This is a genomic window from Rathayibacter sp. PhB186 (genome assembly GCF_003751825.1).
Lineage (GTDB): Bacteria > Actinomycetota > Actinomycetes > Actinomycetales > Microbacteriaceae > Rathayibacter > Rathayibacter festucae.
In genome coordinates this window covers 352,568-365,180 of the sequence record NZ_RJKO01000002.1, presented here as the reverse complement: position 1 = coordinate 365,180, position 12,613 = coordinate 352,568, and the positions used below count along the sequence as shown (strand labels likewise).

The following is a 12,613-nucleotide window of genomic DNA, read 5'->3' as shown; positions in this document are numbered from 1 at the left end:
ACTGAGCCGCTCCGACCACGCACCGAAGGGCCCCTAGCGCCGTGAGACACCACCGTTCGAGCAGGCGACGCACCGCCGTCACCTTCCTCGTCATCGCCGCCGTCGTCGGACTGTTCATCGGCAAGCTGGTCGACATCCAGGTCGTCCGCGCCAACGAGCTGACCGACGAGGCGGCGCAGAACCAGTCGAACAGCGTCATCACCTACGGCACCCGCGGCTCGATCGTCGACCGCTCCGGCACGGTGCTCGCCGACGCCACGACCCGGTACCGGCTGACGACCTCGCCGAAGAACGTCGCGGAGTTCCTGCGCGAGATGCCCGACGGCCAGGAGGTGATGGTCAGCGTCGAGCAGGCCGCCTCCGAGATCGGCGCCATCACCGGGCAGACGGTCCCGCAGATCGTCACGGCCGTGAGCGACGCGGTCGCGAAGGACCCGAAGGCGAACTACCTGATCCTCTCCGAGGGCCTCGACCTCGAGGCGTACCAGAAGCTCGTCGCCCTCGACATCCCGTGGACCTACTTCGAGACGCAGCAGGGCCGGACCTACCCGAACGGCGCGGTCGCCGGCAACCTGGTCGGCTACGTGGGCGGCGACGGCGCCGCCCAGGAGGGCATGGAGTACGCCGAGAACGCGTGCCTCGCCGGGGCCAACGGCTCCGAGAGCTACGAGCGCAGCGCCGACTACGTCCGCATCCCCGGCAGCACCGTGGCGGAGACCCCCGCGGTCGACGGCGGGACGCTCGAGCTGACCATCGACGCCGACCTGCAGTACTACTCGCAGCAGGTGCTCGCGCAGCGGGTCGCCGAGGTCGGCGGCAGCTACGGCATCGTCGTGGTGCAGGAGGTCAAGACCGGCAAGCTCCTGACCGTCGCCGAGACCCCGACCGTCGACCCGAACAACGTCTCGGCGAGCGCTCCGGCCGACCGCGGCTCGCGCGCCTTCCAGAGCCCGTTCGAGCCCGGCTCGACCTTCAAGCCGATGACGGCGGCGATGCTGATCGACCAGGGCCTCGCGAGCCCGACGAGCCAGGTCGTCGTCCCCGACACCTTCGAGAAGGACGGCGCCTCGTTCAGCGACGACTTCGCGCACACGCCCACGAACTACACGCTGACCGGGATCCTCAAGGACTCCTCGAACGTCGGCATCGCGATGATGGGCTCCAAGCTCTCCGCCTCGCAGCGCTACGACTACCTGAAGAAGTTCGGCCTCGGCACTTCGACGGCCGTCGACTTCCCCGGCGAGACCGGCGGCCTCCTGGCCGACGCGAAGGACTGGGACAACCAGACCAACTACACGACGATGTTCGGGCAGGGCGTCTCGGCGACCGCGGTCCAGGTCGCGAGCATCTACCAGACCCTCGGCAACGGCGGGGTGCGCCTGCCCGCGCAGCTGGTCGAGGGCTGCACCATGCCCGACGGCTCGGTGATCGACGTGCCCGACACCACCGGGACCCCGGTGGTCTCCGCCGGTGCCGCGAAGGACGTCGTGGACATGCTGCAGACCCACTACAACGAGGGCTGGCTGGCGAACGACATCCACGTCGACGGCTACAACATCGCCACCAAGACCGGCACGGCGCAGCAGCCGGACGGCAACGGCGGCTACTCGAAGAGCTACACCGTCTCGCTGGCCGGCCTCGCGCCCGCGGAGGACCCGGAGTACGTCGTGACGGTCACCATCGCCGATCCGGTTAAGATGAACACGTCCCAGGCGACGGCCCCCGTGTTCCAGCAGGTCATGACCCAGGTGCTCAAGACCAACCGGGTGGAGCCGTCCACGGTCCCGCCGGTGGAGTACCCCACCACGTGGTGACCGCCCTCTCCAGGACACGACCCAGCAGACCAGAACCAGCACGAGCACCAGCACGAGAGAAAGAGCGGGCATTGCACGACACTCGCCCGCAGTCCTCCCTCCGGCCCGAGCACCCGGCGCCCCGCGCGCTCGCGCAGCTCGTCGCCGAGTTCTCGCTCGGGCCCGTCCGCGGGGTCGAGGGCGTCGAGGTCAGCGGGGTCACCCTCGACTCGCGCTGCGTCGAGCCGGGCGACCTCTACGTCGGCGTCGCCGGCCGGGCCGCGCACGGCGCCGCCTTCGCCGCCGGTGCCGCCGCCGCCGGTGCGGTCGCGGTGCTGACCGATCCCGAGGGCGCCGAGCTGGCCGCCGGCAGCGGCCTCCCCGTGCTGGTCACGCCCGACCCCCGCGCCGCCCTCGGCGACGTCGCGGCCTGGATCCACCGCACCCGCGAGGACGCGCCGACGCTGTTCGGCGTGACCGGGACCAACGGCAAGACGAGCGTGGTCTACCTGCTCGACGCGCTGCTGCGCCGCCTCGGCGTCGTCTCCGGTCTCAGCTCGACCGCCGAGCGCCGCATCGGCGACGTGGCGGTCGTCAGCTCGCTGACCACTCCGGAGGCGAGCGAGCTGCACGCCCTGCTCGCCCGGATGCGCGAGTCCGCGGTGCGCGCGGTGTCCATCGAGGTCTCCGCGCAGGCGCTCACCCGCCACCGGATCGACGGCCTCGTCTTCGACGTGGTCGGCTTCACCAACCTGACGCACGACCACCTCGACGACTACACCGACATGGCGCACTACTTCGAGGCGAAGGCCGACCTGTTCGGTCCGGACCGCGCGCGCCGCGGCGTGGTGACCGTCGACAGCAGCTGGGGCCGCGAACTCGTCGAGCGCAGCCGCATCCCCGTGACGACGCTCGCCAGCTCGCCCGTCGTCGGGGTCGCTCCGAGCACGCCGGCCGACTGGTCGATGACCGTCGTCGAGAGCACCGCCGACGGCACGACCTTCCGCCTCGAGGGGCCCGAGAACCGCTCGGTCGTCGTGAGCATCCCGCTGATCGGCTGGTACATGGCAGCCAACGCGGCGCTCGCGATCGTCATGCTCGTCGAGTCGGGCTTCGACCTCGAGGCCATCGCGCACGCTCTGGGCGAGGGCGCACTCGACGTCTACATCCCCGGTCGCGCCGAGCGCGTCTCCGGGGACCGCGGTCCGCGCGTCTACGTCGACTACGGCCACACCCCGGACGCGTTCTCGAACGCGCTCGAGGCGCTGCGGGCGCTGACGCCCGGCCGGCTGATCATGGTCTTCGGCGCCGACGGCGATCGCGACACCACGAAGCGGGCCGACATGGGGCGCATCGCCGCGGAGCTGTCCGACGTCGTGATCGTGACCGACTTCCATCCGCGCTGGGAGGACCCGGCGGCGATCCGCGCCGTCCTCGTCGGCGCGGCGACCGAGGCCGTGCCCGGCCGGGAGATCCACGAGATCCCCGACCCGCGGGCCGCCGTGCGGGCGGCCGTCGCCCTCGCGGACGAGGGCGATGCGATCCTCTACGCCGGACCCGGCCACGAGGACTATCAGGAGATTGCAGGAGTGCACATGCCGTATTCGGCCAGAGACGACGTCCGGCAGGCCCTGCGCGAGGCGGGCTGGCTCTAGATGATCGCCCTGACCCTCACCGAGATCGCCGCGGCCGTCTCCGGCCGGCTGCACCTCGCCGGCTCCTCCGCGAACGCGAGCACCGTCGTCGACGGTGCGACCGAGACCGATTCGCGCGAGATCGCGCCCGGCGGGATCTTCGTCGCCAAGCGCGGCGAGCACACCGACGGCCACCTCTTCGCTCCGGTCGCCGTCGAGCGCGGCGCCGCCCTGCTGATCGTCGAGCGGCCGCTCGACCTCGACGTGCCGCAGGTGCTCGTCGACGACTCCGTCGAGGCGCTCGGCGCCCTGGCGACCGAGGTCGTCCGCCGCGTGCGCGCGCTCGGGAACCTCACTGTCCTCGCGGTCACCGGCTCCAACGGCAAGACGACCACCAAGAACCTCCTCCGCACGATCCTCGAGCGCGAGGGCGAGACCGTCGCCCCGCAGGGCTCGTTCAACAACGAGGTCGGTGCGCCGATCACGATGCTGAAGGTGTCGCCCTCGACGCGCTTCCTGGTGGCCGAGATGGGCGCGAGCGCGGTCGGCGAGATCCGCCGTCTCGTCCGGATGGCGAAGCCCGACGTCGGGATCGTCCTCGCGGTGGGCCTCGCTCACGCCGGCGAGTTCGGCGGCATCGAGCGCACGCTCGAGGCGAAGACCGAGATGGTCGCCGACCTGACGGCCGACGACGTCGCGGTGCTGAACGCCGACGACGGCCGCGTCGCCTCGATGCAGGCGAGGACCGCCGCCCGGGTGCTGTGGTTCGGCCACGGCGAGCAGGCCGACGTCCGCGCCGTCGACATCGAGCCGACGGCCGAGGGCACCCGCTTCACCGTCGAGATCAGCGCAGGGGAGGGCCGCGAGGCCGCCCGCGCCGAGCTCTTCCTCCGCGTCCTCGGCGAGCACCACGTGATGAACGCGCTGGCGGCCACCGCGGCCGCGCTCTCCGTCGGCGTCCCGCTCGACGCGATCGTCGCCGCGCTCGGGACCGTCACGCTCGCCGAGCGCTGGCGCATGCAGGTGCTCGGCGGCGCCGACGTCACGGTCGTCAACGACGCGTACAACGCCAGCCCCGACTCCACCGCCGCCGCCCTGCGGACCCTCGCCCAGATCGCGAAGCCGGAGGGGCGCACCGTCGCGGTCCTCGGCGAGATGAGCGAGCTGGGGGAGTGGGCCGACGAGGAGCACGACCGCGTGGGCCTGCTCGCCGTCCGGCTCAACATCGCGCAGATCGTGGTGGTCGGCGCGAAGGCGCGACGGATCCACGTCGCCGCCGAGCGCGAGGGCTCCTGGAGCGGCGAGTCCGTCTTCGTCGAGACCGCCGACGAGGCCTACGACCTGCTCGACGGCTATCTTCGGAGCGGCGACACCGTCCTGGTGAAGTCGTCCAACTCCGCCGGGCTGCGATTCCTGGGCGACCGACTGGGAGAGCGCCACCGATGAGAGCACTCCTTCTGGCCGGAGCCTTCTCCGGCGCCTTCACGCTGCTGCTGACGCCCCTGTTCATCCGGCTGTTCCACCGCCTGCAGTGGGGCCAGTTCATCCGCGAGGACGGACCGAAGTCGCACCACGTCAAGCACGGCACGGCGACGATGGGCGGCATCGTCATCATCATCGCCACCGTGGCGGGCTACTTCCTCGGCTCGCTCTTCGGCAACCGGGCGCTCGCGCCGTCGGCGCTGCTGGTGCTGTTCATGATGGTCGGGCTCGGCTTCGTCGGCTTCATCGACGACTTCCTGAAGACCCGCAACCAGCGCAGCCTCGGGCTCGGCGGCTGGGCCAAGATCGCCGGGCAGATCATCGTCGCCGCGGCCTTCGCGGTCATCGCGATCATGGTGCGCGACTCCAACGGACTGACGCCCGCCTCGACGTCGATCTCGTTCATCCGCGACCTGCCGTTCGACTTCGCGACGCTCGGCTGGATCGGCATCGGGCTGTTCGTGCTCTGGATCTGCGTGATCGTGACCAGCACGTCCAACGGCGTCAACGTCGCGGACGGCCTCGACGGCCTCGCGACCGGCTCGTCGATCCTCGCGATCGGCTCCTACGTCATCATCGGCTTCTGGCAGTCCAACCAGTGGTGCTTCGACGCGCAGCTCAACCCCGAGGTGGCCGACAAGTGCTACCAGGTGAGCGATCCGTTCGACCTCGCGATCATCGCCGCGGCGATCTCCGGCGCGCTCGTGGGCTTCCTCTGGTGGAACACCTCGCCCGCGCAGATCTTCATGGGCGACACCGGCTCGCTCGGCCTCGGTGGCGCGCTCGCCGCCCTCGCCATCCTCACCCGCACCGAGCTGCTCGTCATCCTGATCGGCGGCCTGTTCGTCATCGTCACCGGCTCGGTGATCGTGCAGCGGATCTACTTCAAGCTCACCCGGGGCAAGCGCATCTTCCTGATGAGCCCGCTCCACCACCACTTCGAGCTCAAGGGCTGGGCCGAGATCACGGTGGTGGTCCGCTTCTGGATCATCGCCGGCATCTTCGTCGCGGCCGGCGTCGGGCTCTTCTACCTCGAATGGCTCTCCCTGGCATGACCGCTCCCGCCTCGTCCGCCCGCCCCGAGTCCCTGACAAGCTGGCACGCCGACTGGCGCGGTCTCCGTGTCGCCGTGCTCGGCCTCGGCGTCACCGGCTTCTCCGTCGCCGACACGCTGACCGAGCTGGGCGCCGAGGTGCTCGTCCTGGCCGACCGCGCCGACGAGGAGCGCGAGCGCCTGCTCGAGGTGATCGGGGCGCGCCTGCACCGGGCCGAGCGGCTCGACCGCGTCCCGAAGGAGCTGGCGTCGTTCGACCCCGAGCTCGTCGTCGTCTCGCCCGGCTTCGCGCCGACGCATCCGATCGTCGCGTGGGCGGGGGAGTCGGGCATCGCGCTCTGGGGCGACGTCGAGCTCGCCTGGCGCGTGCGCGACAAGGTCGTCCGCGCCGACGGCACCCCGGCCGACTGGGTGCTGGTGACCGGCACGAACGGCAAGACCACGACCGTGCAGCTCACCGCGACGATGCTCGTCGCCGGCGGGCTGCGGGCCGCCCCCTGCGGCAACATCGGGATCCCGGTGCTCGACGCGGTCCGCGACCCGCAGGGCTTCGACGTCCTGGTGGTCGAGCTCTCGAGCTACCAGCTGCACTACCTGGGCCGGATCGAGCCGCTCGCGAGCACCTGCCTGAACATCGCCGACGACCACCTCGACTGGCACGGCACCTTCGAGGCCTACCGCGCCGCGAAGGCGAAGGTCTACGCGAACACCCGGGTCGCCTGCGTCTACAACCGCGCCGACGCCGCCACCGAGCAGATGGTGGTCGACGCCGAGGTGATCGAGGGCGCGCGCGCGATCGGCTTCGGTCTGGGGGTCCCCGGGCCGAGCGACTTCGGCGTCGTCGACGGGATCCTCTGCGACCGCGCCTTCCTCGAGGACCGCGCCACGAGCGCGATCGAGATCGCGACCGTCGACGAGCTCGCCGCTCGCGGGCTCGCCGCCCCCCACATCGTGCAGAACGTGCTGGCGGCCGCCGCGCTCTCGCGGGCCTGCGGCATCGAGCCCGCCGCCGTCCGCCGCGCCCTCGCGACCTTCGAGCTCGACGCGCACCGCATCCAGGTGGTCGCGGAGAGCTCCGGCGTGGTCTGGGTGAACGACTCCAAGGCGACGAACCCGCACGCCGCCGACGCCTCGCTCCGGGCCTACCCGTCCGTCGTCTGGCTCGTCGGCGGGCTGCTGAAGGGTGTCGACATCGACGCTCTCGTGGGCGCCCACGTCGGCCGCCTGCGCGGCGCCGTGGTCATCGGCGCGGACCGCGCAGAGGTCCTCGAGGCATTCCGGCGACACGCGCCCGCCCTCCCCGTGACCGAGGTGGTCCCGGATGACACTGGGGCGGTGATGCAGGCGGCCGTCGAGGCCGCCGCGGTGATCGCCCGCACGGGTGACGTCGTCCTGCTCGCACCTGCCGCGGCGTCGATGGACCAGTTCCGCGACTACGCGGAGCGGGGCCGCTTCTTCGCGGCCGCCGTGGCGACGTATCTGGGAGGGGGAGCCGATGACCGCTCCGACGACGAACCGCAGCCCGGGCCGCTCGCGCACTGACCGCTCGCGCGCCGAGGCGACCGAGGGCGAGCAGCACAAGGAGCGCGGCGGACTGCGCACCGCGCGGATCGTGCTCGCCCGCGTCCTCGCCTCGGGATCGCCGAACTTCTTCCTGCTCTTCGGCACGACGCTCTTCCTCGTGCTCTTCGGGCTGACGATGGTGCTCTCCTCCTCGTCGGTCACGTCCTACGTCCGGAGCGACGACTCCTTCGGCGGCTTCTTCCGCCAGGGCGGCTTCGCCCTGCTCGGCGTGCCGCTGATGCTCGTGGTGTCGCGCGTGCCGATCCGCTTCTGGAAGAAGGCGACACCCCTCCTGCTCGGGGCCGGCTGCGTCCTGCAGCTGCTCGTGCTCTTCTCCCCGCTCGGCTGGGAGGTCGGCGGCAACCGCAACTGGCTGCGGATCGGCGGCTTCACGATGCAGCCGTCCGAGATCATCAAGCTCGCGCTCGCGCTCTGGCTCGGCCTGCTGCTCGCCCGCCGGTACCGCGGCCCGAAGGACTGGAAGGACGCGCTGATGCCCGTCCTGATCGTCGCGGGCGGCTCGATCGGCCTCGTCCTCGGCGGCGGCGACCTCGGCACCGTCCTGATCCTCGCCGGCATCGTCCTGGCTGCGCTCTTCTACGCGAACGTGCAGATGAAGGTGCTGATCCCGATCGTGCTCGTCGGCGCGGTCGGCGCCGTGCTCTTCGCCGTCTCGAGCGAGAACCGGCTGACCCGGATCATGTCCTTCCTCGGCGACTGCTCGGGCTCCGAGCAGTACGAGACCTCCTGCTGGCAGCCCGTGCACGGCACCTGGGCGATGGCCTCCGGCGGCATCTTCGGCGTCGGCCTCGGCAACTCCAAGGCCAAGTGGTCCTGGCTGCCCGCGGCCGACAACGACTACATCTTCGCGATCATCGGCGAGGAGCTCGGCCTGATCGGGGCGATCGTCGTCCTCGCGCTCTTCGTCGTCCTGGCGATCGCGTTCTTCCGCATCATCCACGCGTCCACCGACCCGTTCGTCCGCATCACGACCGGCGCCGTCATGGTCTGGCTGATCGGCCAGGCGTTCGTCAACATCGGGGTGGTGCTCGGGGTGCTCCCGGTGCTCGGAGTGCCGCTGCCGCTGATCTCCTCCGGAGGCACCGCCCTGCTCAGCTCGCTCCTCGCCATCGGCGTCGTGCTCTCCTTCGCGCGCCACCAGACCTCGCCGAGCGACGGCGCCGCCGCGCGCGCCGCCAAGAAGGCCGCCGCCCGATGACCCGCTTCCTGCTCGCCGGCGGCGGGACCGCCGGCCACGTCAATCCGCTGCTCGCGACCGCGGACGAGATCCGCGCGCGCCACCCGGAGGACGAGATCCTCGTCCTCGGCACGGCCGAGGGACTCGAGGCCCGACTGGTGCCTCTGCGCGGCTACGAGCTGTCGGTGATCCCGCGCCTGCCGTTCCCGCGCCGTCCGAACGGCGCCGCCCTGCGCTTCCCGTCGGCCTTCCGCGCGACGATCGACGGCATCGTCCGCACCCTCCGCGAGCGCCGGATCGACGCGGTCGTCGGCTTCGGCGGCTACGCGGCCGCGCCCGCCTACCTCGCCGCCCGGCGCGCCGGGATCCCGTTCGTGGTGCACGAGGCCAACGCCCGGCCGGGGCTCGCCAACCGGCTCGGTGCCCGCTTCACGCCGTACGTCGGCGTCGCCTTCGAGGGCACGCCGCTGCGGAACGCGCAGGTGGTCGGCATGCCGCTGCGCCGCGAGATCGCACAGCTGGACCGCGCAGCCGTGCGCGACGAGGCGATGGCCGCCTTCGGTCTCGATCCCGCACGCCGCACCCTGCTCGTCACCGGTGGCTCGCTCGGTGCCCGGCGGATCAACGCGACCGTGCACGCGAGTGCCGATGCGCTCGTCGCGACCGGCTTCCAGGTGCTGCACATCACCGGCGACCGCGCCGAGATCACCGACCCCGGCGTCCCCGGCTACCACCTCCTCGCCTACTGCGACCGGATGGACCTCGCTCTCGCCGCCGCGGACGTCGCGGTCTCCCGCGCCGGAGCGGCCACCGTGAGCGAGCTCAGCGCGCTCGGCCTCCCTGCGGTGTACGTGCCCTACCCGGTCGGCAACGGCGAGCAGCGCTTCAACGCGCGCGGTGTCGTCGATGCGGGCGGCGCGCTCCTCGTCGAGGACGCGGCGTTCACCCCGGCGTGGGTCGCGAGCGACCTGGTGGCGCTCCTGCACGACGCTCCGCGCCTCGCCGAGATGGGCCGCCGTGCCGCGTCCGTCGGCGTGCGCGACGGCTCCGGCCGGCTGGTCGACCTCATCGGGTCCGGTCTCCGTCCGCACTGATCCCTCCGCGGTTAAACTGATCCCTTCGCGCGGCCTGCGGCACCCCGCACGCCGAGCCGACCACCCGAAAGCGAGAGCCCCGTGATCAAGCCCGACCTCGGCATCACCGTCCCCGACGAGCTCGGCTCGGTTCACTTCATCGGCATCGGCGGCTCGGGGATGAGCGGGATCGCGCGGCTGTTCCACCGCGCCGGTCACCGCGTCACCGGCTCCGACGTGCGCGAGTCGCACCCGATCGAGCAGCTCCGCGAGCTCGGCATCCCGGTCGCCATCGGGCACGACGCGGCGCACCTCGGCGATGCCGAGGCCGTCGTCGTCACGTCGGCGCTCTGGCCGGACAACCCCGAGTACCTGCTGGCGAAGGAGCGCGGCCTGCCCGTCCTGCACCGCTCGCAGGCGCTCGCCTGGCTCGTCCGCGGCAAGCGCCTCGTCGCCGTCGCCGGCGCACACGGGAAGACCACCTCGACCGGCATGATCGTCACCGGTCTGCTCGGCCTCGACGCCGACCCCAGCTTCGTCAACGGCGGGATCATCGAGGGCCTCGGCACCTCCTCCGCGGCCGGCTCCGGCGAGGTCTTCGTCGTCGAGGCGGACGAGTCCGACGGCAGCTTCCTGCTCTACGACACCGCGGTGTCCCTCGTCACCAACGTCGACCCGGACCACCTCGACCACTACGGCTCGCTCGAGGCGTTCGAGGAGGCGTTCGTCACCTTCACCTCGAGCGCGCGCGAGCTGGTCGTCATCTCCTCCGACGACCCCGGCGCCGTCAGCGTCACCCGCCGCATCGACGGACCGAAGGTCCTGACCTTCGGTGAAGCGGAGGGCTCCGACGTCCGCGTGGTCGATCTCGAGCTGGTCGGCCCGGTCGGCTTCACGGTCGAGTACGAGGGCCGCCGCTACACGACGCGCCTGCGCATCCCGGGCCGCCACAATGCGATCAACGCGGCGGGCGCCTTCGCCGTGCTCGTCGGCCTCGGCTTCGAACCGGCTCCGGCCCTCGCCGCGATCTCCGGGTTCGGCGGCACCGAGCGCCGCTTCGAGCTGCACGGCGCCGTGCGCGGCGTGAGCGTCTACGACGACTACGCGCACCACCCCACCGAGGTCGCCGCCGCCCTGTCGGCCGCGAGGACCGTCGTCGGCACCGGCCGGATCATCGCCGTGCACCAGCCGCACCTCTACAGCCGCACCCGGCTCTTCGCCCGCGAGTTCGCCGAGGCGCTGGAGACCTACGCCGACGAGACGATCGTGCTCGACGTCTACGGCGCGCGCGAGGACCCCGAGCCCGGCGTCACCGGCGCGCTGGTCAGCGAGAAGTTCGCCGACCCCTCGCACGTCTCGTTCCTCGCCGACTGGCAGGAGGCGTCCCGCCGCACCGCGGAGATCGCGCGCGAGGGCGACTTCGTGATCACCCTCGGCTGCGGTGACGTCTACCGGATCATCCCGCAGCTGCTCGAGTCGCTCGGCGCGAGCGAGGTCGCGCCGGTCGCGCGATGAAGCGGCCGGACGGCGTGCGGCCGCCGAGCGGAGTGCGTTCCGCGCCCGCTCGTCCGGCGAGCCCTCCGCCGGCGCAGTCGCGTCCGTCCGGCGACGACGAGCACCCCACCGAGCCGATCCGGCTGACGACGCCGGCGTCACTGCGGGTGCCGTCCGCTCCCCGGAGCGCGGCGGGGAAGCTGCAGGCCGAGCGGATGAAGGCGGAGAAGGCGGCGGAGGCCGGGAGACCGGCGAAGGCCGCACCGGCGAAGGTCGCACCCGCGAAGCTCGCACCTGAGAAGGTGACGTCCGAGAAGGCGGTACCCGTGCGTGCCGAGCCCGCCCCGGCCGAGTCGGAGAGGACTCCGCCCGGGACGGCGGCCGAGCCGCGGAGGACGCCGCTGTCCCGGCTCCGGGGACTCCCGCTGCCCGGGTCGGAGGGTCGCGCGCTCGCGAAGGCGGCTCGGGAGCGCCGGCGCTTCGAGCGCGGCGAGGTCCGCCGCTTCACCAAGCGCGCACGCCGCCGCCGCACCATCGCCCTGGTCACGGCCGGCTCGCTCGTCGTCCTCGCCCTGGTGGTCGCGGTCGCGGCCTACTCGCCGCTGATGGCCGTCAAGACGATCGAGATCACCGGGACCCAGCGCGTCAGCGCCGAGGACATCCAGAGCTCGCTCGCCGACCAGGTCGGGGTGCCGCTCACGCTGGTGGACCGCGCCGCCGTTGGGCGGGTGCTCGGCAGCTACCCCCTGGTGCGCAGCTACTCCGTGCAGACGCGACCGCCGAGCACGCTCATCGTCAGCGTCGTCGAGCGGACCCCGGTCGGCGTGATCGCCGACGGCGCGGAGTTCGACCTCGTCGACCCGGCGGGCGTGGTGATCGAGACGGCGCCGGCCGCGCAGGAGGGCTACCCGCTGCTCAGCACGCCGACCGGCTCCGCCTCGGGAGCGGCGTTCCGCGCGACCGCCCGGGTGCTGCTCACCCTGCCGGAGTCGCTCGAGAGCCAGGTCGCCTCGGCGGCCGCGACCACGGGGGACGACGTCTCCCTGACCCTCGCGGACGGCGCCGTCGTCTTCTGGGGCGGGTCGGACGACTCCGCGCTCAAGGCCGTCGTCCTGGAGAAGCTGATGGCGGCGACGGACCCCGCGTCGGTCGCCTCCTACGACGTCTCCTCGCCCGAGGCCGCCGTCGTCGCCCGGCGATGAGTGGCGCGCCGGACGGATCCGCGCGGCTCTTTTCCGATTGCGGGCGTGTCTGTCGCAGCGCGGCGCGCACTCCGCCTACCGTCGAGCCCACACCCCAAATGCATACTCAGCATAACTTTA

At 72.2% G+C, this 12,613-nt stretch carries 9 protein-coding genes; all 9 read left to right on the top strand.

Translation table 11 applies throughout. The features are described from left to right. Nucleotides 1-41 precede the first annotated feature (41 nt). The 9 genes from EDF45_RS09355 (at nt 42) to EDF45_RS09315 (ending at nt 12,493) form a co-directional block, all read left to right on the top strand. Nucleotides 42-1,814: a penicillin-binding protein 2 gene (locus EDF45_RS09355; RefSeq protein ID WP_243582542.1), complete on the top strand. Its 1,773-nt coding sequence runs from the start codon at nt 42-44 to the stop codon at nt 1,812-1,814. A 71-nt stretch (nt 1,815-1,885) separates the two neighbouring features. Beyond that, a complete protein-coding gene (locus EDF45_RS09350; protein ID WP_123735893.1) occupies nt 1,886-3,448 on the top strand; it encodes a Mur ligase family protein in 1,563 nt (520 codons plus the stop codon). Further along, nucleotides 3,449-4,873: a UDP-N-acetylmuramoyl-tripeptide--D-alanyl-D-alanine ligase gene (gene murF / locus EDF45_RS09345; protein ID WP_123735892.1), complete on the top strand. Its 1,425-nt coding sequence runs from the start codon at nt 3,449-3,451 to the stop codon at nt 4,871-4,873. Continuing rightward, nucleotides 4,870-5,964, top strand: coding sequence for a phospho-N-acetylmuramoyl-pentapeptide-transferase (gene mraY, locus EDF45_RS09340; protein ID WP_123732994.1), 1,095 nt, complete (start codon nt 4,870-4,872; stop codon nt 5,962-5,964). The genes murF and mraY overlap by 4 nt, the downstream gene beginning before the upstream one ends. Next, nucleotides 5,961-7,505 carry a UDP-N-acetylmuramoyl-L-alanine--D-glutamate ligase gene (murD, locus tag EDF45_RS09335; protein ID WP_123735891.1) on the top strand — a complete coding sequence of 515 codons (1,545 nt, stop codon included), beginning with the start codon at nt 5,961-5,963 and terminating at the stop codon, nt 7,503-7,505. The genes mraY and murD overlap by 4 nt, the downstream gene beginning before the upstream one ends. Then, nucleotides 7,459-8,745, top strand: coding sequence for a putative lipid II flippase FtsW (ftsW, locus tag EDF45_RS09330; RefSeq protein ID WP_123732996.1), 1,287 nt, complete (start codon nt 7,459-7,461; stop codon nt 8,743-8,745). The genes murD and ftsW overlap by 47 nt, the downstream gene beginning before the upstream one ends. Beyond that, a complete protein-coding gene (gene murG, locus EDF45_RS09325) occupies nt 8,742-9,818 on the top strand; it encodes an undecaprenyldiphospho-muramoylpentapeptide beta-N-acetylglucosaminyltransferase (protein WP_123735890.1) in 1,077 nt (358 codons plus the stop codon). Before ftsW ends, murG begins: the two co-directional genes overlap by 4 nt. An 81-nt stretch (nt 9,819-9,899) precedes the next feature. Next, complete coding sequence (gene murC / locus EDF45_RS09320; RefSeq protein WP_123735889.1) at nt 9,900-11,312, top strand: UDP-N-acetylmuramate--L-alanine ligase; 1,413 nt, start codon at nt 9,900-9,902, stop codon at nt 11,310-11,312. Beyond that, on the top strand, nt 11,309-12,493 hold the full coding sequence (locus EDF45_RS09315) for an FtsQ-type POTRA domain-containing protein (RefSeq protein WP_123741015.1): 1,185 nt from the start codon (nt 11,309-11,311) through the stop codon (nt 12,491-12,493). Before murC ends, EDF45_RS09315 begins: the two co-directional genes overlap by 4 nt. The last annotated feature ends 120 nt before the right edge of the window (nt 12,494-12,613 follow it).

What these genes read in the sequence shown, in the direction of transcription:
- murF (WP_123735892.1), top strand. Translation starts at nt 3,449, where the DNA reads ATGATCGCCCTGACCCTCACCGAGATCGCCGCGGCCGTCTCCGGCCGG.
- mraY (WP_123732994.1), top strand. Translation starts at nt 4,870, where the DNA reads ATGAGAGCACTCCTTCTGGCCGGAGCCTTCTCCGGCGCCTTCACGCTG.
- murD (WP_123735891.1), top strand. Translation starts at nt 5,961, where the DNA reads ATGACCGCTCCCGCCTCGTCCGCCCGCCCCGAGTCCCTGACAAGCTGG.
- ftsW (WP_123732996.1), top strand. Translation starts at nt 7,459, where the DNA reads ATGACCGCTCCGACGACGAACCGCAGCCCGGGCCGCTCGCGCACTGAC.
- murG (WP_123735890.1), top strand. Translation starts at nt 8,742, where the DNA reads ATGACCCGCTTCCTGCTCGCCGGCGGCGGGACCGCCGGCCACGTCAAT.
- EDF45_RS09315 (WP_123741015.1), top strand. Translation starts at nt 11,309, where the DNA reads ATGAAGCGGCCGGACGGCGTGCGGCCGCCGAGCGGAGTGCGTTCCGCG.